The following is a 23,840-nucleotide window of genomic DNA, read 5'->3' as shown; positions in this document are numbered from 1 at the left end:
ATTCGGTATACTCTATCGCCGTTGATCCGCTACAATATGAATATCAATATTCTCCGTCTGCCTCATAATCTCATTCACAATCGAGCCTTTTCGAATCTCTTCCCACCTTGTTCTTGCCGATTGGCCGAGTAAAATTTGCGTTACCTGTAATTGCTTTGCAACTTGAATAATCGTATCAGCTGGCTTACTCCCTTTTGATCCCTCTAATAGAAATGTTGCATCAAATTGACTGGTTAAAGCTTTCCACTCTTCGATAACCTGCTTCTTTGCTTCTGATAAAGATTCAATATTTTCTCTTTCTACATTTAATACATATAACTCTGCATTTAAGCGGTTTGCCATGCGCCATCCACGCCGAATCAATTTTTCTGCCGTTGAGCTGTATTGAACACAAACAAGGATTTTTTCTTTCACTCCAATTGGTTCTTCAGTAAATTGACTGATTTTCTCATCCATATCATCTGCAACTTCTCGAAGTGATAATTCACGAAGTGCACCTAAATTATTTAGCGTAAAAAAATGATTTAAGCTACGTTGAATTTTTTCTTCCTTATATATCTTTCCATCTATCAATCGTTTTCTGAGTACTTCCGGTGTTACATCCACAAGCTGAATTTCATTTGCCTTTTGTAAAATAAAATCAGGAATGCGCTCCCTTACTTTCACACCTGTAATTTGCTCCACAATATCATGTACGCTTTCCAAATGCTGAATATTAAATGCAGATAAAACATCAATACCAGCATCCAATAATTCTTCCACATCCATATAACGTTTTTTATGTTTCGAACCAGGAATATTCGTATGAGCCAACTCATCAACAATAACAACTTGCGGTGCCCGGTTTATAATTGCCTCTACATTAAGCTCGTGAAACACTTTTCCTTTATAATCAATTTCTTTTAAAGGAACAGCCTCTAAATCAGCAATAGCATCGTCTGTTTCTTTTCGCCCATGTGTTTCAATTAAACCAACAACAACATCAATGCCTTCTTTTCGCATCTCTCTCGCATCAAAAAGCATTTTATAACTTTTTCCGACTCCAGGAGCTGCTCCGACATAAAGTTTTAATTTCCCGCGGTTCAGTTGACGAATATATTCTAAATACTCTTCTGGTGTACGCCTTTGGAACGTTGGCTTATAATCATCTGCATACATCACAAATACCCCCTATCCATACCAAACAATGCTACCTCAATCTAATTGATTGAGGTAGCATCGTTATTATTTCATCATTTTTTGCAATTCTAAATTTAACTTCAACACATTGACACGATCTTCACCAAATAATCCGAGTGCCGGCCCTTCTGTTTGAGATTCAATAAGTTTATTAATTTTTTCTTTCGGAATATTCGTTATCTTAGAGATACGATCTACTTGTGCGTAAGCCGCTTGTGGACTAATATCAGGATCTAATCCTGAACCTGAATTCGTTACTAAATCCATCGGAACCTCCGAAACAGGAACTGTTGGATTTTCCTTCTTCCAAGTTTCTACACTCTCTTCTACACGTTTTAATAAATCTGGATTAGATGGTGCATAGTTATTAGATCCAGATGCTTCTGCTTTATATTCTATACTAGACACACGTCCGTGGAAATAACGTGGATCTGTAAAATTTTGACCAATTAATTCTGAACCAATTACCTCATTTTTTTCATTATATATAAGACTTCCGTCTGCATTATCTTTCATAACCGCTTGTGCAATTCCGGTAACTAGCAATGGATATATGAGCCCGCACACAACAAGAAACGTAAAGGTTATACGAATGACAGGTGAAAGTATCTTTTGTTTTTCAAACATTTTCATTTCCCCTTTTCCTTAAATGAACAATCCTACAATCATGTCAATCAGCTTAATACCAACGAATGGTACAATCATTCCCCCAAGTCCATAAATAAGTAAATTACGTCCTAACAATGCATTAGAGCTCATCGGTTTATAAGCAATCCCCTTCATTGCTAGCGGAATAAGCAGCGGGATAATAATCGCGTTAAAAATAAGCGCTGATAAAATCGCTGATAACGGTGAATGTAATTTCATAACATTCAAAGCTTCCATTTGTGGAATTGCCAAAGTAAACATCGCTGGAATAATGGCAAAGTATTTGGCAATATCATTGGCGATACTAAATGTTGTTAAGGCACCGCGTGTCATTAATAGCTGCTTACCGATTCCTACAACTTCAATAATTTTCGTTGGGTTTGAATCTAAGTCAATCATATTTGCTGCTTCTTTTGCTGCTGCGGTACCGCTATTCATCGCAAGTCCAACATCCGCTTGCGCTAAAGCCGGTGCATCATTTGTACCATCACCTGTCATCGCAACAAGTTTCCCTTTTTCTTGCTCTGCTTTAATGACCGCAATTTTATCTTCTGGTTTACATTCCGCTACAAACTCATCCACACCTGCTTCTTTCGCAATTGTTGCGGCAGTGAGCGGATTATCACCTGTACACATCACTGTTTTAATTCCCATTTGACGAAGCTGTTCAAATCGTTCACGCATACCTGGTTTTACAGTATCTTTTAAATAAATTAATCCGTAAATACGATTATCAGCTGCAACTGCAAGTGGTGTACCACCTTCTTTTGCAATTAAATCGGCTTTTTGATTTAAGTCTTTCGGAACTGTACCGCCTTGCGATTGTACCCATTCAAGTACAGCACCAACTGCACCTTTTCTTACCTTTGTACCATCTACTAGGTCAACACCGCTCATTCGTGTCTCAGCTCTAAATGGAACAAACTCACCTTGCTCTGCAAGTGTACCGTTATAAGAGAATGCTTTTGATTGTACGTATTCAATAACAGAACGTCCTTCTGGCGTCTCATCTAACACAGAGCTAAGCGCTGCCCATTTTGCAACTTGTTCAATTGTTTCATTTCCTACTGGTAAAAGCGTATGTGCCATACGATTACCGAATGTAATTGTACCTGTTTTATCTAAAATAATTGTGTTAATATCACCAGCTGCTTCAACTGCTTTACCACTCATTGCTAAAACGTTAAACTTCGTTACACGGTCCATACCTGCAATCCCAATTGCGGATAACAAACCACCAATTGTTGTTGGAATTAAACAAACAAGAAGCGCAACAAGGATGGACATATCAATTTGAAAACCAAGATAATTTGTAAAGATTGGTAATGTAACAACAACGATTAAGAAAATAAGTGTTAAACTCGTTAATACAGTGTTTAGAGCAATTTCATTTGGTGTTTTTTGACGAGATGCTCCTTCTACTAAAGAAATCATTTTATCTAAGAAAGATTCACCAGGATTACTCGTAATTTGAATTGTAATTTCATCACTAACAACAATCGTACCGCCTGTAACCGAGCAAAAATCACCACCAGCCTCTTTCATAACTGGTGCAGATTCCCCTGTAATAGCTGATTCGTCAACAGACGCTAAGCCGCGAATAACTTCCCCATCACTTGGAATCATTTCCCCTTGCTTTACAATAACAATATCGCCTTTTCTCAGTTCAGTTGCTGAGACTTGAACAACATCTCCATTTTCTTTTATTACATTTGCAAATACATCTTTTTTAGATTGTTTTAATGAATCAGCTTGCGCTTTTCCACGCCCTTCTGCCAATGCTTCTGCAAAGTTAGCAAACAAGACAGTGAATAATAGAATAAGAGAAACCGTTATATTGAACCATCCTGGGATATTACTAGATACATTAGGTAGAAATGATAAAATTAACGTTAGGAAAAAACCAATTTCCACCACGAACATAATAGGATTTTTCACCATAACTCGCGGGTTCAATTTTGCAAACGCTTCTTTTATAGCATGTGTAATAATGTCACGATCCATTGTTTTTTCTTGGCTTACTTCATTTTCTGCGCCCGTTTTTGAAGATGCAATTGATTGATTAGGTTGTTTATCTTTTACCACTACAGGTTCCATCATTTACCCTCCATTACTTCAATGTAAGAAATTCTGCGATTGGTCCTAACACTAACATTGGGAAGAACGTCAATGCCCCGACAATCACGATTGTTCCAATGAAAATGCCACCAAATAAACTATTATCTGTACGGAATGTTCCGATTGTTTCTGGTACTACTGTTTTCTCTTTTAATGAAGCTGCTACAGCCAACATTGTAATTAAGCTGAAATAACGTCCCAAGAACATCACTACACCAGTTGTAATATTCCAAAACGCTGTGTTGTCTCCTAAACCTTCAAAACCTGAGCCATTATTCGCAGCCGAGGAAGTATATTCATATACAACTTGTGTCAACCCATGGAACCCAGAATTTGAAATCGCATCTGTTCCTAAATGAGTTGAAAAAGCCAACGCTGAAAATCCTAAAATAAGTAAAGGTTGAAATAGTATTGTTACCGCAATCAATTTCATTTCCTTACCTTCAATCTTTTTCCCTAAAAATTCTGGTGTACGTCCCACCATTAGTCCCGATATAAAGACTGCGATCATTGCGTACATAATGATATTGACAAAACCCGCGCCAACTCCGCCAAACACTGTATTTAACATCATATTTACAAGTGGTACTACTCCACCAATTGGTGTTAACGTATCGTGCATTGTATCAACAGCACCTGTTTCCGCTGCAGTTGTTACAGTAGCATACAGTGAAGAAAAGACTGTTCCAAATCGAACTTCTTTCCCTTCCATACTGCCTTGATCATGCTGCATACCTATTTGGTTTAACGCTGGATTTCCATGTAATTCTGCCGTCACGATTGTTGCAAATCCCATTAAAAATACGATGAATAAAGAAGCGAAAAGAACACGTCCTTGTTTTTTATTCCCAACCATTCTTCCATACGTAAATGGTAAAGCTGTTGGCAACAGCATCATCAGCATCATTTGTAAAATGTTACTTATTTGACTCGGATTTTCAAATGGATGCGTCGAATTTGCTCCGAAAAATCCTCCGCCATTGTTCCCTAATTCCTTAATAGAAACGAAAGAAGCAACTGGACCGCGTGATATGGTTTGTTTTGCCCCTTCAATTGTATGAGCTGTAACCGCTCCGTCCAACGTTTGTGGTACACCGAGAGCAACGAAGACCAACGCTGTCACAAACGCAATCGGAAGAAAAACCCTTGTTAAAGCACGTATAAAATCTACGAAGAAGTTCCCAAGTTCCTTACCTGCTAATCCTCTTATAAAAGCCATTACAAGCGCTAATGTTGTTGCTGGTGCTGTAAACATTAAAAACGTAATTGCAATTAATTGTGATAAGTACGATAAACCATTTTCACCGCTATAATGCTGTAAATTTGTATCTGTCATAAAACTAATAGCTGTATTAAAAGCAAGGGTAGGCTCCATCCCTTTAACATGAGTTGGATTTAATGGCAGCACTCCCTGTAATCGAAATATGAAATATACAACAACAATCATGAAAGCATTGAGAGCAACTAATGATAGTGCATATTGCTTCCAACTCTGGTTATAAGGCTTAATACCTGAAATTTTGAAAATGATTTTTTCAACAGGGCCAAATACTTTATCCAATTTACGATTGCCTTGGAACGCCTTCTCTAAATAAATCCCCATTGGTTTTGCAACAAGAACAAATAATATCATTGTGATCAAAACTGCAATCCAAACCATAATAAATACTTCCCCCTAATTAAAACTTTTCTGGATTTAATAACGCATAAACTAAGTACACAGTAAGTGCGGCAACAATAATAGATACTGCAATAATCATTCCTTTTTCCCTTCCTTCACAACATTATCCGACCATCTTGCAAGACCAACCATTGATCCAACTAACACGATTAAAATCCCTATCATAGCGATATCTAACATTCTTTATCCCTCACTAAATGTAAAATTTTACCATCAAGAGCATAAAAAAGAACACTGAGGATCTACTCAGTGTTCAAAAATGAACAACACAAAAGTAAACCTCCTCTCCAAACGCTTACGAGGTTAGCTGTCGGATTCGGGCCTAAAGAGTAGCCCTACTTTCGTCATGAAAGATTCACCCCAAGTGACAATGCACAAAATTGGTTCCCCCGCTCCATTTCTGGACTCAGCGATATCAGGTTGTTTTTTGGAAATTTTATGAACAATTTATGAAAGTAAATATACTCCTCTAAATTTCACTTGTAAAGAGGTGAAATAGCTAAAATATGAAAATATAACACCTGTTAAACGCTTACATTAATGGGAAATACTCTTTTATCATCTTTTTTCTTTTGTTTTCTTCTTTTTTCGTAAAATAGACGTTCTTTTGCAAATTTAAAACAAAAAGGTTATCTCAATACATGAGATAACCTTCTAAACACTTAATCTAAATCATGAAAAAAAGAACGTAAATTACGACCTCTAACATATACTTGCACTAATTCCGTATGTTGTTTCTCATATTCGATAATGTCTTGCTCTAAATATAAACAAATATCTTCTGGTGGAATAATTACAGATGGCTTCGGAAAGAGTGGATCATACTCAACTAACTCATATACTCGTTCTAACGATAGAGCCCAGCGCGTTGCTAAATCACGACAAAGGAATATTTTCATATTCGTTTCCTCCGCTCCTACTCTAAAATCAAAAACGAAATGTTATCACAAGTTGTAAACACCACTAATTTAACTCCTATCGTTTCATAGAGGCGCTTTGGATATTGTTTATTTCGCGTGACAACCGTAATAGGTGCATGAAAAGAAAAGCGAATACGCTCCGCAAAAAAACTAATTGTGGATAATTCATCTCCTAGTAAAATTACTTTTTTTATTCCTCTGCATATTTTTACAATCATCTTTGATTCATTTGGACAACAATATGCTTGCTGAAATCCACATGCTTTCACTTCATTAACCATATGCTCATTCTCTGTGAAAATGATTATTTTACTTTGTAAAAGCGCTAAATTTTGTAAACTCTTAATTTTTTCCGCTTCTCCTACACAAATGAGTGTGTACTCTTTGTCCTCATCCATGTATTTCATCCTCCCCCGCATAAAAGAATTTTAAATTATATTATTAAAATTCTTTTATACTAGTCGGACCGATGAATTAATGTATTCATTTGCATCATCCTCTCTCAATACGCTTACGGAGTTAGCTGTCGGATTCGGGCTTTGAGAGTAGCCCTACTTTCCCTAAGAAAGATTCACCCCTAGTGACAATGCACAATACACAATTGGTTCCTCCGCTCCAGACTCTGGATTTAGCGTTCTAGAAAAATAGATTCTGGCTGATATAGTACTCCTAATTTTGGAAAAAGTAAACAAGAAAAAAGCCAGTTTTTTCAACTGGCTTTTTTAAAAAATACATATTTATACATTTATACTTCTACGTCTATAAGCAAAATGATTCGTTGGTCCATGCCCGCTACCAATATTCAGCTCGTCTTCAATTGCTATACTAATAAAACACTTTGCTTCACGAACTGCTTCTTCAATCTCATAACCTTTTGCTAATCCTGCCGTTACAGCTGCGGCAAATGTACATCCGCTTCCGTGCGTTTGCGTGGAATCGATACGTTCGCTTCTGTACTCAACAAATGCCTTGCCATCAAACAATAAATCTATTACTTCATTTCCTTGATACGCCGCATGCCCGCCTTTCATGACAACAAACTTCGCACCTAAATTATGCAGTACTTTCGCAGCTTCTTTACTATCTTCAATCGTATGAATCTTCATTCCTGTTAACACTTCTGCTTCAGGAACATTTGGAGTAATTACCGTTGCAAGCGGCAATAAATATTCTTTTAATGCTGCAACAGCTTCTTGTTGTAATAAAGATGCTCCGCCTTTTGCAATCATAACAGGATCTAATACAATATTATTCCATGAAAATGATTTGATTTTTTCAGCTACGATTTTAATAATTTCACTACTAAATAACATGCCAAGTTTCACTGCATCTGGTGTTAAATCAGCGCCGATAGAATTTAACTGTTCTTGAATACCTTCCACTGGAACAGGATATACTCCTTGTACACCAAGTGTATTTTGTGCAGTAATCGCTGTAATTGCTGTCATTCCGTACACACCGAGCTCTTGAAACGTTTTTAAATCAGCTTGAATACCTGCACCGCCGCCGCTATCAGAACCAGCAATCGTTAATGCTTTATTCACTTTCATTTTACTCACCCTTTTTAACCAAAGTAACGATGATAAATTGTTTTTGCTTCCGCAATATCTTTTGTACCATGTACGAGCACACGGCCATCCTGAAATGCTACTAGCCGTTTATCATCAACAGAAAACGATAATAAATACGGATTAACGGTTAAATCCATTACACGATCTTGTAACAGATTTTTATACATAGAAAGATCGAACTGTTCTTTATATGGCGGACGAATTTGCACTGTATTTCTGCCGCATAAAACAGCTGTCTTAGAAGTATTTTCCTTACTTAAATACGGATAAACTGCTTCCTCTCCGCATGATAGACATTGTTTTTTTCTCAATTTCTGTACATTCATACATGAATATTCATTTTTCCATACATCAAATGAAATGAGTCCATCGCGAAGGGCTTCATAATCCTCTACTAAAATCTTTAATGCCTCTGCAATTTGATGTGATACAACGATGGATACAGCAGGTGAAATAATCCCTGCAGTATCACATGTCGCTCCGCCAAGCGGGATAGATTGTAATAAACAAGATAAACACGGTGTCTTTCCTGGTAAAATTGTATAAGAAAGACCGTAACTACCGACGCAGGCTCCATAAATCCATGGCACCGAATGTTTTTGTGATATATCATTTACAATAAAACGGGTCTCAAAATTATCTGTTGCATCGATAATAAGATCTACCCTTGTAACAAACTCTTCTAGTTCTTCTGCTGTTACGTCTTGTACGTAGGCTTCTACAACTACACCGCTATTAATAGCTTGTAAGCGGCGCTTTGCTGCCACCGCTTTTGGTAAATTATTTCGTACATCTTCTTCACAATATAACTGTTGACGCTGCAAATTACTCCAATCAATGTAATCGCGATCAACGATCGTTACTTTGCCAATTCCAGCACGAACGAGCATCTCTGCATTCGCACTTCCAAGTGCTCCTGCACCGATAATTAATACATGCTTTTCTCTTATTTTTTGCTGTCCCTCTTCTCCAATTGGAGAAAACAATACTTGACGGGAATATCGACTATTCAAGAATGCTCATTCCTTCTAACGGGCTACTTGCAGTTGCACAGCGCTTACGTGCAATACGTCCCGCTTCAAAACCTAACCGACCTGCATGAATACTCAGCTTCATTGCTTCTGCCATTTTCACAGGATCTTTCGCTCCAGAAACAGCTGTATTCAGTAAAACACCATCTGCACCTAATTCCATCGCAAACGCTGCGTCAGCTGGACTACCGATACCAGCATCAACAATAACTGGAACAGTTGCTTGCTCAATAATAAAGCTTAAATTCAATGGATTTACAATACCAAGACCAGAACCAATTGGTGATGCTCCTGGCATAACTGCATGGACACCTAATTCTTGTAATTTACGCGCTAGCACAACATCATCAGACGTATACGGCAGAACAATAAACCCTTCTTTTAATAGCATTTCGGATGCTTTTAACGTTTCAACTGGATCTGGCAATAACGTTTTATCATCACCGATTACTTCTACTTTAATCATGTCACATAATCCTGATGCTTTTGCTAGTTTCGCAATGCGCACTGCTTCTTCTGCTGTTTTTGCTCCTGCTGTATTTGGAAGAAGTGTATACTTTGTTACGTCAATTTTTTCTAGTAAGTTTGGTTGCTCTGCATCAAAAATATCCATACGACGCACCGCAAACGTTAAAATTTCTGCTTCTGATACTTCAATTGCTTTCTTTTGTACATCAAAATCGGAAAATTTCCCTGTTCCTAATAACAGTCTAGAATTAAAAGTAAATGGTCCAATATTTAACATAATCAACCGCCTCCTACGAATGTTACAATTTCAATTTGATCTCCATCAAAAACAGATGTATCTCGATGATCATCTTTTTGTAAAATGTCTTGATTGCGTTCTACAACAACAATTTTCGTCTCTAATCCTAAATGAGCAAGCAAATCAGCTACCGTCTTAACCTCACTTGGTACCTCTACTTGTCTACCATTAATTTTTAAGTTCAAGCTTTCATCTCCTTACTAAATAGATTGTGAAAGCAATGAATCTAATAAACGATTATCTTGCTTTCCTTCTATAAGATCAGCCATATATTGGCCTGAAATTGGACTTAATAAAATTCCATTTCGATAATGGCCAGTACAAGCGTATAACCCGTTAATTTCTTCATGCATACCAATATACGGCATACTATGATTCGATTGCGGACGTAATCCTGCCCATGCACTTTCCCATTCTGCTTCTTTTAATGCTGGAAGGATACTATAAGCACGCTCTAATATAGAAGTAATACTTTCTGGACGCACAGCTTTGTTATATGTATGAGGTTTCATTGTCGCCCCAATGACATAACGTCCACCGCGTTTTGGTGCAATATAAAATCGCTCCTGAAAAATAGGGGTTTGTAGCAGTGGCTTACGACTGCGCACCGCAACAACTTCACCTTTAACAGGGTATGTGCCCCACTCACTATGAAAATATTCTAGTAGTTTTGTACTCCATGAACCTCCGGCAATTACTACTTTTTCACATGAGATTGTTCCTTCTGTTGTAAATAATCCTGTTACTTGATTATCCTTAATTTGAATATCAAACACTTCAGTTTCTTCATATATATCCGTTCCAGATATTGCAGCAGAGTGAGCAAATGCTTTTGTCAACTCAGGTGCAATCACATGGCCATCTTTTGGATGATATACGGCTCCAATAATAGAAGAGGATAAACATGGTTCCTTTTCACGCAGTTCTTCACCTGAGATAAAATGTGATTCTTCTCCTGTTTGTTGCTGCCATTTCATGATATGGAGAAGCCGTACGCTCTCTTCTTCACTTTGAGCAATACGGTAAATTCCTTTTTCTTCATATCCTATATCAATTCCGGTTTTATCACGCAATACACTTGCAAGCTTTGGAAACATCGCGCGGCTTTGCCTACCTAATTCAAACAGCGGATCATATTCATCCCATTCCGCCTGTACACCTAGTAATCCGGCCGCTGCTTTAGAAGCTTCAGAAGCAATCTTTTGTTTTTCAATGATGGCAACTTTATAGCCTCTTTCAGCAAGAAAATGTGCAACTGAACTTCCGATTACACCGCCGCCAACGATGGCAACATCATATATTTTTTTCATGATTTCTCGCCCACTTTCGTATCGTTTCCTTATATAATTTCGCTTGCTCATTCGGTTTTACTGCACTTAAAATTCCGGACATAATTGCAATACCAGTAGCCCCGGTACCAAGTACTTCTGCTGTATTATCAGGAGTAATCCCTCCAATAGCAGTAATTGGGGTTGTTAACTGTTTTGCCATTTCTGTAATTTCTTCTAATCCTCTTGGCGGAACTCCTTTTTTGGAGTTTGTTTGAAACAAATGTCCATACATAAGAGAATCCGCACCTCTTTTAAAAGCAACAATCGCTTCTTCAAGTGAATGAACAGAATAACCAACATGTAAATAAGAAAATTTTTCTTTGACAGATCTCATATCAGCGCTGCGATAGCCAAGCTGTACACGTCTAATATTTAATAAAATTGCAATATCAATCCGATCATTGATTACAAGCTTAGAAGAGGGAAAGCCCTTATTTAAGAGCTTTTCCACACCTTCATATAACTCTTTCGTACTTTTCTCCCGCTCACGAATGTGCAAATAATCTATTTCACTTTCAATCTCAGTTGCTATATTTGCTAACTCTTCAAACGGCATACGACCATTTGATATGACGTGAAGCTCATCTTTCATATAAATTCGCCTACTTTAAAATGTTCTCAAACAACTCATTTGCAGGAACAATTTCTTTTGCCATCCCTTTTTCTTTCAACCACTTATTTTGTTTTTCCCATGAATCTGCTGTATCTGATAAAAATGGTTCATCTTTCGTTTCCATTTTATCTAATAAAATGTTCATACTTTCTTTTTCAACTTCTGGAATAAGAGGGAAATTTTCTTTTTCTTGATGGTCTAATAAAATGTTTAATGCTTCATCTGGATTTTGCTTCATAAATTCGTAACCTTTTTTCGCCCCGCGTAAAAAAGCTTGCAATGTTTCTTTATCTTTCTTCAATGTTTTATCGCCTGTTACAAATACAAGTTCATGATAATTCGGTACACCGTAATCTGCTGGGTTAAAATATGCTGGGTCAAAACCTTCGTGGCGCAGTACTGGTACTTCATGGTTAATATATGCGCCTGTTACAGCATCTACTTTTTTCGTAGTAAGAGCCGGTACTAAATCAAAGCCAACATCAACTACTTTTACGTTATCTGGATTTCCACCATCTTCTTTAACCATCGTTTTTAAATACTCTTCACTTAACGGTGTTCCTGAATATCCAACTGTTTTTCCTTCCAAATCTTTTGGAGAAGAAATGCCAGCTGATTTTAACGATACGACATGGTTTAAAGGTGAGCGAACAACTGCTCCGATAGACTTCACTGGAATATTTTCATTCGCTCTAGCAATAACAACATCAGGCTGATAATATAATCCGACCGTTACCTTTCCTGCCGCTGCTAACGTTAATGGATCAGTTGGATTTGAAGGGAATTTAATATTTACCTTGATACCTTCTTCTTTAAAATATCCTTTTTCAATTGCTGCATAAATAAAGCTATGCACTGCATTTGGATACCAATCGAGCATTACAGTTACTTCTTTTTCACCTTTTTTCTTTTTTTCACTTTTTTCCTTTTCTGATGCCGAATTGCTAGAACACCCAGCAACCATCGCAATTAATAATGTAAACACAAAAATGCGTTTTAATAATTTCATGCATGCTTCCTCCAACTAATAAACTTCTTCTCTAATATAGAAACAAGTAATACAAAGAAAATAGCAAGTAATGACAATAAAACAATTGGTGCAAACACCCCCGCACCATCCATTTGTGTCATCATTCGTTTACTAAAATACCCTAGTCCCGCTTGCGCTCCAAGCCATTCTCCAATTGCTGCCCCGATAACACTGAACGGCAGGGCCACCTTCAAAGCAGAGAAAAAGTATGGAAGTGCGGATGGTAATTTCAATTTTAAGAAAACATCCTTTTTTGTTGCACCATATGTAATCAAAAGCTCTTCCCATTCCTTTTTCGTACCGCGAAGGCCATCATACGTATTCACTGCAATTGGAAAGAACGTAATGAGTACTGTGACAACAACTTTACTCCAAATAGAATAGCCAAACCATAAAACAAATAATGGTGCCAAAGCTGTAATTGGAATCGTTTGTGAAGCAACTAGTAGTGGATAAAATGCTTTCTCAGCAAATGAGCTCATACTCATCACCATTGCTAAACCAACACCTAATACAATGGAAATGATAATACCGATAACTGTAACAGAAAGCGTTGCTGGTAAATGCACCGTAAGCAATATATCCCGTAACTCCCACATTTTTTGAACAATGGCACTTGGGGATGGTAAAATGTACATTTCATCGAGAATCCGTGCTCCTACTTCCCAAACAATAAGAAAAATAGCAGTAACAATAAAAGCTGGAACATAATCTACAATTCTTTTCATACAAGTACCTGCCTTTGTAACAGCCCCATAAGTTCATCTTTTAATGCTAGCATTTCTGGACGATGTAAATCCTTTCGAGATCGTTCTTGTCCAAGAGGTACGACCCGTTCCGTCAATGATGTAATGGGCTGCTCTGTTACGATAAAAATGCGATTGGAAAGATAAAGCGCTTCATCAACATCATGTGTAATAAATAAAATTGTTTTTCGCCAATGTTTCCATTGTTCAAATAGCCATTCTTGCAGAGATGCTTTCGTCAATGCATCAAGCGCACTAAATGGTTCATCTAATAGTAAAAGATCTCCGCCAGTTAACAACGTACGAATAAAAGAGACACGTTGCCGCATTCCGCCTGATAAATCTTTTGGTTGTTTATTTTCATAACCTTGCAGTCCAAACTGCTCCAACAATTCTTGTGCTTTCATTTGTGCTTCTTTTTTCTTCACACCTTGACATTCAAGAGGCAAAGCTGCGTTTTCAATAATTGTTCGCCACGGGAGTAACATATCTTTTTGTGGCATATAACCGACAGGGTGATCGGTTGCTCCTATCACATCAATAGTGCCCTCACTTGCTTTTTCGAGTCCTGTAATGAGCCGAAACAATGTGCTTTTTCCGCAGCCACTTGGCCCAATAATACTAACGAATTCCCCTTCCTGTACTGCAGCATCAAGATTCGTTATAATCTGCTTCTCATCATAATGAAAGGAAACGTTATGAAACTGTAGTATGTTCTTGCTCCTCAAAACCCCACATCTCCTTACGATATGCCATATCCCAGAATAAATATTCAAAACGACTGGAATATAAGAAGATTTCTTCTAAACGATCTAGTTCTTCTTCTGTTTTTCCAATTGCAATTTCATTAAATAACTCAATTAACCATACACAAAGATTTCCGTATTCTTCAGAGCTATACCCTTGAATCCACTCGCCAAAAAATTCATGGTCGCGTGCTCCTGGAATATCATTTAAACGCTTTCCAATCTCCCAATAACTCCACATACACGGAAGCAACGCTGCAATTAATTCAGCAAGTGTACCGTTTTGTGATACAGACATCATATAGTTTGTATATGCTAGATTCATTGCAGACGGCTTTGCTAACTCCATTTCTTCAACAGAAATTCCTAAACGCTTTGCATATTGTTTATGAATCGTCATTTCTCCATTTAAAATCCCATCGATTTGTTCAGCAAACTTCGCCATTACTTTTGGATTTGTTGCTTTTACAACACCGATTGCATATAATTTTGCGTAATCTAACAAATACAAATAATCTTGAACAATATAATATTGAAATCTATCTTTCTCTAACGTTCCATCTCCCATACCTGTTACAAATGGATGATTATGACTCTTTTCCCAAACAGGCTGCACCTTTTCAAATAATCTTTCACAAAATGTCATCTATATTTCCCCTTCCTATATATATGTATCCAAATAAAAAACCACTTCTATATAAGAAGTGGTTACAGCAAACAAAAGAAAACTTCATTTGTTGTTTCCACTTCCCTACGCTAGTATCACCTAGATCAGGTTATAAGGGTTAAGGTTTCTACCTCTCTCAGCTTACAAGCACCCCTAGTGGTGTTCTATGAAATTTTCAATAAAAAATCCCCGTTTCTATACGCAAAGAAACGGGGACGTTATGTATATCGTCCAAATTGCTTCCCTACGCTAGCATCATCTAGATCAGGTTCAAGGGTCAAAGACTATATGTCTTACTCTCAGCTAGCAACACTAGCCCCCCTAGCATTATATTCATTTAACATAGTCAGTATACCATCGCCATATCTCATCGGCAACTCTTTTGAGTTATAAAGTCAAATTTCCATTGACGGTAATTTTAACCAAAAAATGGTTAGTTAAGTCACTCTATGTCTTACGGGAGTTTTTCATCTTAAAGCCTCTCCCTAAAATATCAACGCTTTGAGCGAGATAAAATATCATTCTATGTATTTTGTAAGTTCAAAAAACGCAAACTTCTTCTATCTATTTCCATAATAGTGATAAATCTGCTATCCTTTTATTATGGGACTTTATAGTATAGGAAAATGTTCATTTATTTTTAATACTACATTTCTATGCGCACAAATCAAGTTAAATATTGTTATATTATAATTTCGAATATAACAATTTATTACATAAGGAGGCCTATAATTATATGAATATGAAAGCCGCAGCAATGACAGCAGCTACTGTAGCAGCTGCTTCTTTACTCCCGTCTATGACAGATTCCACTGTACAAACTGTAGAAGCGCAGCAAAAACCAAAAACGAAAATTGGTTATGTAAAAACGAATACATTACAAGTATATAATAGTCCTAAAACAACAGATTCCGTTATTGAAAACATTGTACGTGACACTCCCGTTACAATTCTTGAAACAACAGACGAATGGTATAAAATTCAAACTCAAAATAAAACTGGTTATGTAAAAAAAGAAGCAATTTCTTTAACAAAACCAAGCAATAGTAAGCAGCAATATATCGTTAATTCAGACGCATTAAACGTTCGCTCTGAACCAAATACGCAATCTGAAATTATTGATGTATTACCAAATGGGAAATTTGTTACTGTCCAAGAAGAAGAAAATGGATGGTATAAAATTATACATAACGGAACAAATGGCTATGTAAAGAAAGAGTTTTTATCTAACGGAACTCAGCCGTTAGTAAAAGGAGTTACGGTACAAGGCGGAAGCTCTTATTATGTTGCTACTCCAGCATTAAAAGTACGCAGCGGTGCAGGAACAAATACGGCTGTTATTGGTTCTTTAAAGAATGGAACACAAGTACAAGTCGTTGGAAAGGTTGGCACATGGTATAAAATTCGCTACGGATCAGGATATGGCTATGTTGGACAACAATATATATTGCAAGGACAACAACAGCAACAGCAGCAACAAGCTAAACCATCTATTCCAGCTGTATTTAAATATCCAGTTCAAGGGAACGTGAGCTCAACATTTGATGTACGTTGGGGACAGATGCACTATGGCGTAGACTTTGCGGCAACAGGGGATATTCCAATTCAAGCTTCTGCACCTGGCACTGTTGTTAAGTCGTACTATTCTACAAGCTATGGAAATGTTGTATTTGTTGCCCATCATATAAATGGGAATTTATATACAACTGTATATGCTCACATGAAAAATCGTGCAGTTAAAGTGGGCGATAACGTAGCAACGGGCCAATTGCTCGGTTATATGGGAAATACAGGACATTCCACTGGTCAACACTTACATTTTGAATTACATAACGGGGAATGGAATTTTGAAAAAACAAATGCAGTAAATCCGCTTCCTTTCCTAGTTAGGTGATGTAAGATGACACGCAATATCCCATTAATTATTGAGTATTTAGCATTTTTCGGTCTCATTTGTTGCTTATTAATTTACAACACAAACATTGTATTTTTAAGCATCGCTATTACGTTCGTTGCTTGTGAAGTGCTGATGGAAGTATTCAAAATTCGTTTAAAACGCCATATTTCACACATATATACTGCACTGTTCATTATAAGTTCTTTACTAACAAACATTATTTATAATGGCCTAAATGCCGCCGCAATTTTCCCTGTATTCTTTATGACTATTCTTCTTATAGTATCTCAATATATATATGTCCCAGAACATCGTAAACATCAATATCAAGAAACATAGAAAGAGGGAACATGGTGCAACGCTTATCCAAAGCTAGTCTAACAAAATCGTTTTTAGACCTATATGAAAGAATGAATGAATTTTTTGGTATTAAAGAAAATAAAAATGGCCAATTCCTTTTATATGGCATGATTTCTCTCATAATAATTTCTTTTTTTATTTACTATTAAATAAGGATTCCACATAAAGTGGAATCCTTATTTGTATTCTACGCTATTTCTTTTTATTTACTAGACAAATTATGCTTTCTCAAAGAAATGAACTTTATGTAACCATTAGTTGAAAAAGCATCAAATTAGTGGAAAACTCACTTTATCCGCACGCATATTTTTCATAAATAAAACTTAAGTTATATTTATTTTCTAAGTTCATACGCTGTTCATCGCTACACCAGTAAAATAAAATATCATGTATTGAAGCATAGCGCTTATTCTTTAAAAATTGCTTAATAAAGGAAGGAAAACAATTTGGTAATTGTATAAATATATAATCACGTAGTAGTTCCTCTTTATACCCTATTCCTTTACATATATACATGAGTTCTTCACAATAATATGCATGTTGTGGAACTTGAATCATCTCGAAAAATGGAACATATGATAATAATTTCCCAATAAAATGCTCATATTTTTTCATAAATTCAAATGACATATATTCCATTATTTCTTTTATAACAAATAAATAATCATCAACATGAGTTGTCTTTAATGGATTAAGATGATCTGATATTTGTGCAATCACCGCATGTTGGCATGCTACAACAGCTCGGCTTGGTTCATAATATGTTAAGAAATCAGTGCATTTTCTATATTTTTTCAATAAATCTAGTGTGTATAAATCATAAATATATGTATTACAATATACTGCTAAACCCATTAGGTTTTCATCTAATTTCTCTCTTGATAATGTCTTTGCTTGTTTACAAAGATATAGAAACATAAATTCCAACATTTCTTTATGCGACAAAAGTGCCTTATACTTTTCAATACACTCTACATTAAATTTAATTCTTTCCCAAATAAAGTAATCATTGCTGTCTAACTCAGCAACTTTTTGTTTTATAATTAAATAATTCCAAGCAACTACTTGTGTAAACACATCCCATGATTCATAATCTAGAGATGTTTGTACGAACTCCTCTAATCCTTCATCAACCATAAAACGATAAGCTTGTTGATACCATCCCACTTCTTGACATAAACGAACAATTCGAACTAAAGTTGGCATTTCATCTTTATGAAACTTTGGTAAATTATGTATTTTTTTCATTCCATATAAAATAAAAGGAATTAAATTTTCTTTCTTATAAAATTCTTTTTCTTTCCAAGCCAGAATAGTTCGTTCTTTTCCTTCTCCTTTTGGACGCTTTGGTATAAGCAAAGAGAGTAAATCCGCAAAATTTTCCGGCTTTTCATACGCATCCGTAACCAAATTCCAATTAGGTTCAGTTTGCATAATCGTCATATAATTCCCCCCCGTTTTCTATATGTATGATCAAATACTTTCATGTTAATAAACCCATTATTATATTAATAATAATATTATTATATTCAAAATAATATATAAGACTTTGTATTTATTAGTATACCATTTTTTTCATATGATACTAGTTGTTAACAATAATTTCAAAAGTAATTTACATAAAGCGAAACTTCCATCAGTGGAGGTTTTCTTCATCTCCTACCTATCTTCTTCGCTTTTTCTAAATCTTGAGGTAGGGGTCTTACTGCCCGCGAATAGCGGGATAAAGTATAACTTTAATCCGTGAGGGCTTTATCCCCCACGGATTATTAGTGAAACCAATCGGGGACATGCTAGCAGTTTACCCCTTACATAATTTGCTTTCTGCTAAATTTTGAGATGGGAGTATTACTGCCCGCGAATAGCGAGATAAAGACTAGCATAAAATATTCTATTCTTTACTTTGTATCCTCTGATATTTCACTTAAGGCAACACCCGCCTGATCATCTGCATATTTAGTTGTTGCTAAATCACCAAGTGATAACATTCCCACAATTTGTCCATGTTCAATTACCGGCAATCTTCTGATTTGGTAACGTGCCATTAACTCTGTCGCTTTTTCAACAGAGTCATCAGGAGACACTGAAACAATTTGTGTTGTCATAACATTTGTAATTTGATTAGAACCTGGATGCTTTTCTGCAATCCCTCTCACAACTAAATCACGATCTGTTACAAGACCAATAACTTGGTCATTCTCTACAACAGGAATCATTCCTATATCTTCTTCTTTCATTTTCACAGCCGCTTCATATACATTATCTAGCGGCGTACAATGTACAATATTCGTGCTCATCAATTCTCGAACAGTTGTCATAAATACCCTCCTTTACACACTTTAGCCTTTCCAATTCTCCTCATTTAAATTCGCGCTTCCTAGAAAGATAAATACAACAAGATACGCTCATTTCTATAAAAACAAAGGAAATTGCACTTTGCCAACCTCGGAGAATTTTCTAAACAGCACCGGCTAAGGTCACAATTAGACTTTTAGTCACTAGCTATAGAACAAACTAAATGGGGTATTCTTAAATATGACGATCCATCTAAGATCATTAGGATTGAGGAGAGAAAATAATAATTTTATTCATCAGCTTAGCTAAAATAGTCAATTGATAAAATATAATGCACTATATTCTTTCCTAATTATATAAAATAATACAAAATCCTTCATTATTTACAATAAAAAATGAAATATTTCATAACATATTAAAAATAAACTTACTATCAAAATGAGCTATGGGTATTTATATCATCTAGCTACCTTCTTTGACTCCTTTGAGCCTTAAGGTAAATCCGGGAGTAGTAGGATAAACATATTTATATATTTATAAGGAGATTATTAATCAAAGATGTAGAAGGCATAATATATAATATCATTTTTTTCAAATAAAAAAGAGTCAGCATGGTGCTGACTCTTTTTAAAGTGACCCGTACGGGATTCGAACCCGTGTTACCGCCGTGAAAGGGCGGTGTCTTAACCACTTGACCAACGGGCCATGGCTCCGCAGGTAGGACTCGAACCTACGACCGATCGGTTAACAGCCGATAGCTCTACCACTGAGCTACTGCGGAATATGGTGGGCCTAAATGGACTCGAACCATCGACCTCACGCTTATCAGGCGTGCGCTCTAACCAGCTGAGCTATAGGCCCTTAATCTTTTCTACAGGGGCAGTAGGAATCGAACCCACGCCGGAGGTTTTGGAGACCTCTGTTCTACCGTTAAACTATGCCCCTAAGTGGTGCCGGCTAGAGGACTTGAACCCCCAACCTACTGATTACAAGTCAGTTGCTCTACCAATTGAGCTAAGCCGGCTAGTCTACAAAAAAAATGGTGGCTCGGGACGGAATCGAACCGCCGACACGAGGATTTTCAGTCCTCTGCTCTACCGACTGAGCTACCGAGCCTTTATGTAAATGGCGGTCCCGACCGGGGTCGAACCGGCGATCTCCTGCGTGACAGGCAGGCATGTTAACCACTACACCACGGGACCATTGGTTGCGGGGACAGGATTTGAACCTGCGACCTTCGGGTTATGAGCCCGACGAGCTACCAGACTGCTCCACCCCGCGATGATATAATATTCTTTTAAATAAAAAATGGAGGAGGTAGAGGGATTCGAACCCCCGCGCGACTCTCGCCGCCTGTCGGTTTTCAAGACCGATCCCTTCAGCCGAACTTGGGTATACCTCCGTATATATGAAGCTTTAATGGTGGAGCCTAGCGGGATCGAACCGCTGACCTCCTGCGTGCAAGGCAGGCGCTCTCCCAGCTGAGCTAAGGCCCCATTTTTTAAAACTATCGGGAAGACAGGATTCGAACCTGCGACCCCCTGGTCCCAAACCAGGTGCTCTACCAAGCTGAGCCACTTCCCGTTAATAAAGCGCGCCCGAGAGGACTCGAACCCCTAACCTTTTGATCCGTAGTCAAACGCTCTATCCAATTGAGCTACGGGCGCATATGGTGCCGAGGGCGGGGGTCGAACCCGCACGGTGGTCACCCACCGCAGGATTTTAAGTCCTGTGCGTCTGCCTGTTCCGCCACCCCGGCATGTCATATTGAAAATTGGAGCGGAAGACGGGATTCGAACCCGCGACCCCAACCTTGGCAAGGTTGTATTCTACCACTGAACTACTTCCGCAAAACATATATGACTGATTACTTATTTAATTAAAAGTGCGGGTGAAGGGAGTCGAACCCCCACGCCAAAGGCGCCAGATCCTAAGTCTGGTGCGTCTGCCAATTCCGCCACACCCGCATACTACATTTTTAAAATGGTGAGCCATGAAGGACTCGAACCTTCGACCCTCTGATTAAAAGTCAGATGCTCTACCAACTGAGCTAATGGCTCTTAAATGGCTGGGCTAGCTGGATTCGAACCAGCGCATGACGGAGTCAAAGTCCGTTGCCTTACCGCTTGGCTATAGCCCATCAAAATGGTGGAGGGGGGCAGATTCGAACTGCCGAACCCGAAGGAGCGGATTTACAGTCCGCCGCGTTTAGCCACTTCGCTACCCCTCCGACATTTAAATATATATGGTGGAGGATGACGGGATCGAACCGCCGACCCCCTGCTTGTAAGGCAGGTGCTCTCCCAGCTGAGCTAATCCTCCATTTGCCTGGCAACGTCCTACTCTCACAGGGACAAAGTCCCAACTACCATCGGCGCTAGAGAGCTTAACTTCCGTGTTCGGTATGGGAACGGGTGTGACCTCTCTGCCATCATTACCAGACTATATTCATTTGAGACAATCATTATTATACTTGATTCACTGAAAAAGTCAACAAGTTTTTTATGTTCTCTCAAAACTAGATAACATTTGCTTCATATTATATGGTTAAGTCCTCGATCTATTAGTATTCGTCAGCTCCACATGTCACCATGCTTCCACCTCGAACCTATCAACCTGATCATCTTTCAGGGATCTTACTAGCTTAACGCTATGGGAAATCTCATCTTGAGGGGGGCTTCATGCTTAGATGCTTTCAGCACTTATCCCTTCCGCACATAGCTACCCAGCTATGCCCTTGGCAGAACAACTGGTACACCAGCGGTGCGTCCATCCCGGTCCTCTCGTACTAAGGACAGCTCCTCTCAAATTTCCTACGCCCACGACGGATAGGGACCGAACTGTCTCACGACGTTCTGAACCCAGCTCGCGTACCGCTTTAATGGGCGAACAGCCCAACCCTTGGGACCGACTACAGCCCCAGGATGCGATGAGCCGACATCGAGGTGCCAAACCTCCCCGTCGATGTGGACTCTTGGGGGAGATAAGCCTGTTATCCCCGGGGTAGCTTTTATCCGTTGAGCGATGGCCCTTCCATGCGGAACCACCGGATCACTAAGCCCGACTTTCGTCCCTGCTCGACTTGTAGGTCTCGCAGTCAAGCTCCCTTATGCCTTTGCACTCTACGAATGATTTCCAACCATTCTGAGGGAACCTTTGGGCGCCTCCGTTACTTTTTAGGAGGCGACCGCCCCAGTCAAACTGCCCACCTGACACTGTCTCCCGGGTCGATAAGACCCGTAGGTTAGAATTTCAATACAGCCAGGGCGGTATCCCACCAGCGCCTCCACCGAAGCTAGCGCTCCGGCTTCAAAGGCTCCCGCCTATCCTGTACAAGCTGTACCAAAATTCAATATCAGGCTACAGTAAAGCTCCACGGGGTCTTTCCGTCCTGTCGCGGGTAACCTGCATCTTCACAGGTACTATAATTTCACCGAGTCTCTGGTTGAGACAGTGCCCAAATCGTTACACCTTTCGTGCGGGTCGGAACTTACCCGACAAGGAATTTCGCTACCTTAGGACCGTTATAGTTACGGCCGCCGTTTACTGGGGCTTCAGTTCAGAGCTTCGCTTGCGCTAACCCCTCTCCTTAACCTTCCAGCACCGGGCAGGTGTCAGCCCCTATACTTCGCCTTACGGCTTCGCAGAGACCTGTGTTTTTGCTAAACAGTCGCTTGGGCCTATTCACTGCGGCTTTCCGTTAAGAAAGCACCCCTTCTCCCGAAGTTACGGGGTCATTTTGCCGAGTTCCTTAACCAGAGTTCTCTCGCACACCTTAGGATTCTCTCCTCGCCTACCTGTGTCGGTTTGCGGTACAGGCACCTTTTATCTCGCTAGAAGCTTTTCTTGGCAGCGGGGAATCAAAGACTTCGCTCCATAAGGAGCTTCCCCATCACAGCTCAGCCTTTGCGGTAAGCGGATTTGCCTACTTACCAGCCTAACTGCTTGGACGTGCACAACCAATCGCACGCTTCTTCTATCCTTCTGCGTCCCTCCATTGCTCAAACGATAAAGAGGTGGTACAGGAATATCAACCTGTTGTCCATCGCCTACGCCTGTCGGCCTCGGCTTAGGTCCTGACTAACCCTGAGCGGACGAGCCTTCCTCAGGAAACCTTAGGCATTCGGTGGACGGGATTCTCACCCGTCTTTCGCTACTCATACCGGCATTCTCACTTCTAAGCGCTCCACCAGTCCTTACGATCTGACTTCACAGCACTTAGAACGCTCCCCTACCACTGA

22 protein-coding genes, 19 tRNA genes, 2 rRNA genes and 4 riboswitches (1 of these 47 cut by a window edge) are annotated in these 23,840 nt (G+C 38.6%); of the genes, 2 read left to right on the top strand and 41 right to left on the bottom strand.

Translation table 11 applies throughout. The features are described from left to right. Window positions 1-12: 12 nt before the first annotated feature. The 18 genes from kdpDN to tenA all read right to left on the bottom strand — a co-directional run bounded on the left by kdpDN (window position 13) and on the right by tenA (window position 15,026). Window positions 13-1,158 carry a KdpD-like non-kinase potassium sensor gene (gene kdpDN, locus NKR74_RS03630; RefSeq protein ID WP_253628646.1) on the bottom strand — a complete coding sequence of 382 codons (1,146 nt, stop codon included), beginning with the start codon at window positions 1,156-1,158 and terminating at the stop codon, window positions 13-15. A gap of 66 nt (window positions 1,159-1,224) precedes the next feature. Beyond that, window positions 1,225-1,806 (bottom strand): K(+)-transporting ATPase subunit C, encoded by a 582-nt coding sequence (gene kdpC, locus NKR74_RS03625; RefSeq protein ID WP_253628645.1) that lies wholly within the window; start codon window positions 1,804-1,806, stop codon window positions 1,225-1,227. Between the two features lie 18 nt (window positions 1,807-1,824). Then, window positions 1,825-3,924 carry a potassium-transporting ATPase subunit KdpB gene (kdpB, locus tag NKR74_RS03620; RefSeq protein WP_141525003.1) on the bottom strand — a complete coding sequence of 700 codons (2,100 nt, stop codon included), beginning with the start codon at window positions 3,922-3,924 and terminating at the stop codon, window positions 1,825-1,827. A 13-nt stretch (window positions 3,925-3,937) separates the two neighbouring features. Next, window positions 3,938-5,605, bottom strand: coding sequence for a potassium-transporting ATPase subunit KdpA (gene kdpA, locus NKR74_RS03615; RefSeq protein WP_253628644.1), 1,668 nt, complete (start codon window positions 5,603-5,605; stop codon window positions 3,938-3,940). Window positions 5,606-5,624: 19 nt separating this feature from the next. Further along, window positions 5,625-5,705, bottom strand: coding sequence for a K(+)-transporting ATPase subunit F (gene kdpF / locus NKR74_RS03610; RefSeq protein ID WP_098308095.1), 81 nt, complete (start codon window positions 5,703-5,705; stop codon window positions 5,625-5,627). After that, the gene (locus NKR74_RS03605; protein WP_098308093.1) at window positions 5,702-5,806 is read right to left on the bottom strand and encodes a hypothetical protein; all 105 of its coding nucleotides are present in this window, start codon (window positions 5,804-5,806) and stop codon (window positions 5,702-5,704) included. The genes kdpF and NKR74_RS03605 overlap by 4 nt, the downstream gene beginning before the upstream one ends. 98 nt (window positions 5,807-5,904) lie before the next feature. Beyond that, a riboswitch (cyclic di-AMP (ydaO/yuaA leader) is annotated at window positions 5,905-6,048 on the bottom strand. Between the two features lie 240 nt (window positions 6,049-6,288). Beyond that, a complete protein-coding gene (locus NKR74_RS03600; RefSeq protein WP_253628643.1) occupies window positions 6,289-6,525 on the bottom strand; it encodes a hypothetical protein in 237 nt (78 codons plus the stop codon). Window positions 6,526-6,542: 17 nt separating this feature from the next. Continuing rightward, on the bottom strand, window positions 6,543-6,944 hold the full coding sequence (locus NKR74_RS03595; RefSeq protein ID WP_253628642.1) for a hypothetical protein: 402 nt from the start codon (window positions 6,942-6,944) through the stop codon (window positions 6,543-6,545). A gap of 94 nt (window positions 6,945-7,038) precedes the next feature. After that, window positions 7,039-7,190, bottom strand: a riboswitch (cyclic di-AMP (ydaO/yuaA leader). A gap of 93 nt (window positions 7,191-7,283) precedes the next feature. Continuing rightward, a complete protein-coding gene (thiD, locus tag NKR74_RS03590) occupies window positions 7,284-8,105 on the bottom strand; it encodes a bifunctional hydroxymethylpyrimidine kinase/phosphomethylpyrimidine kinase (RefSeq protein ID WP_253628641.1) in 822 nt (273 codons plus the stop codon). A gap of 5 nt (window positions 8,106-8,110) precedes the next feature. Beyond that, window positions 8,111-9,130: a thiazole biosynthesis adenylyltransferase ThiF gene (locus NKR74_RS03585; RefSeq protein WP_253628640.1), complete on the bottom strand. Its 1,020-nt coding sequence runs from the start codon at window positions 9,128-9,130 to the stop codon at window positions 8,111-8,113. Beyond that, the gene (locus tag NKR74_RS03580) at window positions 9,123-9,893 is read right to left on the bottom strand and encodes a thiazole synthase (RefSeq protein ID WP_253628639.1); all 771 of its coding nucleotides are present in this window, start codon (window positions 9,891-9,893) and stop codon (window positions 9,123-9,125) included. Before NKR74_RS03580 ends, NKR74_RS03585 begins: the two co-directional genes overlap by 8 nt. 2 nt (window positions 9,894-9,895) lie before the next feature. Then, a complete protein-coding gene (gene thiS, locus NKR74_RS03575) occupies window positions 9,896-10,099 on the bottom strand; it encodes a sulfur carrier protein ThiS (protein ID WP_253628638.1) in 204 nt (67 codons plus the stop codon). Between the two features lie 15 nt (window positions 10,100-10,114). Further along, window positions 10,115-11,224, bottom strand: coding sequence for a glycine oxidase ThiO (thiO, locus tag NKR74_RS03570; RefSeq protein ID WP_253628637.1), 1,110 nt, complete (start codon window positions 11,222-11,224; stop codon window positions 10,115-10,117). After that, window positions 11,208-11,837, bottom strand: coding sequence for a thiazole tautomerase TenI (gene tenI, locus NKR74_RS03565; protein WP_253628636.1), 630 nt, complete (start codon window positions 11,835-11,837; stop codon window positions 11,208-11,210). The genes thiO and tenI overlap by 17 nt, the downstream gene beginning before the upstream one ends. A 10-nt stretch (window positions 11,838-11,847) precedes the next feature. Further along, window positions 11,848-12,867, bottom strand: a complete 1,020-nt coding sequence (locus tag NKR74_RS03560) for an ABC transporter substrate-binding protein (protein WP_253628635.1) — start codon at window positions 12,865-12,867, stop codon at window positions 11,848-11,850. Further along, complete coding sequence (locus tag NKR74_RS03555; protein WP_253628634.1) at window positions 12,864-13,616, bottom strand: ABC transporter permease; 753 nt, start codon at window positions 13,614-13,616, stop codon at window positions 12,864-12,866. Before NKR74_RS03555 ends, NKR74_RS03560 begins: the two co-directional genes overlap by 4 nt. Next, window positions 13,613-14,362 (bottom strand): ABC transporter ATP-binding protein, encoded by a 750-nt coding sequence (locus NKR74_RS03550; protein WP_253628633.1) that lies wholly within the window; start codon window positions 14,360-14,362, stop codon window positions 13,613-13,615. Before NKR74_RS03550 ends, NKR74_RS03555 begins: the two co-directional genes overlap by 4 nt. After that, a complete protein-coding gene (gene tenA, locus NKR74_RS03545) occupies window positions 14,331-15,026 on the bottom strand; it encodes a thiaminase II (RefSeq protein ID WP_098308069.1) in 696 nt (231 codons plus the stop codon). The genes NKR74_RS03550 and tenA overlap by 32 nt, the downstream gene beginning before the upstream one ends. A gap of 85 nt (window positions 15,027-15,111) precedes the next feature. Next, window positions 15,112-15,212: riboswitch (TPP riboswitch) on the bottom strand. Window positions 15,213-15,271: 59 nt separating this feature from the next. Then, window positions 15,272-15,380, bottom strand: a riboswitch (TPP riboswitch). 403 nt (window positions 15,381-15,783) lie between these two features. Here tenA and NKR74_RS03540 point away from each other — a divergent pair. Together NKR74_RS03540 and NKR74_RS03535 are read left to right on the top strand one after the other, a co-directional pair. After that, on the top strand, window positions 15,784-16,941 hold the full coding sequence (locus tag NKR74_RS03540) for an SH3 domain-containing protein (protein ID WP_253628632.1): 1,158 nt from the start codon (window positions 15,784-15,786) through the stop codon (window positions 16,939-16,941). A gap of 6 nt (window positions 16,942-16,947) precedes the next feature. Then, window positions 16,948-17,283 carry a hypothetical protein gene (locus NKR74_RS03535; RefSeq protein ID WP_098308065.1) on the top strand — a complete coding sequence of 112 codons (336 nt, stop codon included), beginning with the start codon at window positions 16,948-16,950 and terminating at the stop codon, window positions 17,281-17,283. 312 nt (window positions 17,284-17,595) lie between these two features. Here NKR74_RS03535 and NKR74_RS03530 read toward each other — a convergent pair whose 3' ends face one another. The 23 genes from NKR74_RS03530 to NKR74_RS03420 all read right to left on the bottom strand — a co-directional run. Continuing rightward, on the bottom strand, window positions 17,596-18,747 hold the full coding sequence (locus NKR74_RS03530; protein ID WP_253628631.1) for a DUF3965 domain-containing protein: 1,152 nt from the start codon (window positions 18,745-18,747) through the stop codon (window positions 17,596-17,598). A gap of 455 nt (window positions 18,748-19,202) precedes the next feature. Next, entirely contained in the window at window positions 19,203-19,622 is a 420-nt protein-coding gene (locus NKR74_RS03525) for a CBS domain-containing protein (RefSeq protein ID WP_098308059.1), read from the bottom strand. 610 nt (window positions 19,623-20,232) lie between these two features. Next, window positions 20,233-20,304 (bottom strand) — tRNA-Glu (locus NKR74_RS03520). A gap of 1 nt (window position 20,305) precedes the next feature. Next, window positions 20,306-20,380: transfer RNA gene (locus tag NKR74_RS03515), tRNA-Asn, on the bottom strand. A 3-nt stretch (window positions 20,381-20,383) separates the two neighbouring features. After that, window positions 20,384-20,460, bottom strand: a tRNA-Ile gene (locus NKR74_RS03510). 13 nt (window positions 20,461-20,473) lie between these two features. Then, window positions 20,474-20,544 (bottom strand) — tRNA-Trp (locus tag NKR74_RS03505). A 3-nt stretch (window positions 20,545-20,547) separates the two neighbouring features. Next, window positions 20,548-20,623, bottom strand: a tRNA-Thr gene (locus tag NKR74_RS03500). Between the two features lie 16 nt (window positions 20,624-20,639). Then, window positions 20,640-20,715, bottom strand: a tRNA-Phe gene (locus NKR74_RS03495). Between the two features lie 10 nt (window positions 20,716-20,725). Beyond that, window positions 20,726-20,801: transfer RNA gene (locus tag NKR74_RS03490), tRNA-Asp, on the bottom strand. Window positions 20,802-20,803: 2 nt separating this feature from the next. Beyond that, a tRNA-Met gene (locus tag NKR74_RS03485) sits at window positions 20,804-20,880 on the bottom strand. Between the two features lie 28 nt (window positions 20,881-20,908). After that, window positions 20,909-21,001: transfer RNA gene (locus tag NKR74_RS03480), tRNA-Ser, on the bottom strand. Window positions 21,002-21,019: 18 nt separating this feature from the next. Continuing rightward, window positions 21,020-21,095 (bottom strand) — tRNA-Ala (locus NKR74_RS03475). Between the two features lie 14 nt (window positions 21,096-21,109). Then, window positions 21,110-21,183: transfer RNA gene (locus tag NKR74_RS03470), tRNA-Pro, on the bottom strand. Between the two features lie 9 nt (window positions 21,184-21,192). Next, window positions 21,193-21,266, bottom strand: a tRNA-Arg gene (locus NKR74_RS03465). A gap of 3 nt (window positions 21,267-21,269) precedes the next feature. Next, window positions 21,270-21,358, bottom strand: a tRNA-Leu gene (locus NKR74_RS03460). Window positions 21,359-21,374: 16 nt separating this feature from the next. Next, window positions 21,375-21,449 (bottom strand) — tRNA-Gly (locus NKR74_RS03455). Window positions 21,450-21,485: 36 nt separating this feature from the next. Then, a tRNA-Leu gene (locus tag NKR74_RS03450) sits at window positions 21,486-21,566 on the bottom strand. A 17-nt stretch (window positions 21,567-21,583) separates the two neighbouring features. Beyond that, window positions 21,584-21,659: transfer RNA gene (locus NKR74_RS03445), tRNA-Lys, on the bottom strand. Window positions 21,660-21,664: 5 nt separating this feature from the next. After that, a tRNA-Gln gene (locus tag NKR74_RS03440) sits at window positions 21,665-21,739 on the bottom strand. Window positions 21,740-21,745: 6 nt separating this feature from the next. Continuing rightward, window positions 21,746-21,829: transfer RNA gene (locus tag NKR74_RS03435), tRNA-Tyr, on the bottom strand. 16 nt (window positions 21,830-21,845) lie between these two features. Beyond that, window positions 21,846-21,921 (bottom strand) — tRNA-Val (locus NKR74_RS03430). A gap of 4 nt (window positions 21,922-21,925) precedes the next feature. After that, window positions 21,926-22,041 (bottom strand): 5S ribosomal RNA (gene rrf / locus NKR74_RS03425). Between the two features lie 101 nt (window positions 22,042-22,142). Beyond that, window positions 22,143-23,840 (bottom strand): 23S ribosomal RNA (locus NKR74_RS03420); it runs 1,225 nt beyond the window's last position.

It is taken from the genome of Bacillus sp. 3103sda1 (assembly GCF_024159135.1).
Taxonomy (GTDB): Bacteria; Bacillota; Bacilli; order Bacillales; family Bacillaceae_G; genus Bacillus_A; species Bacillus_A rhizoplanae.
Note: the sequence above shows the minus strand (reverse complement) of the source record. Positions and strands in the feature narration are given on the sequence as shown.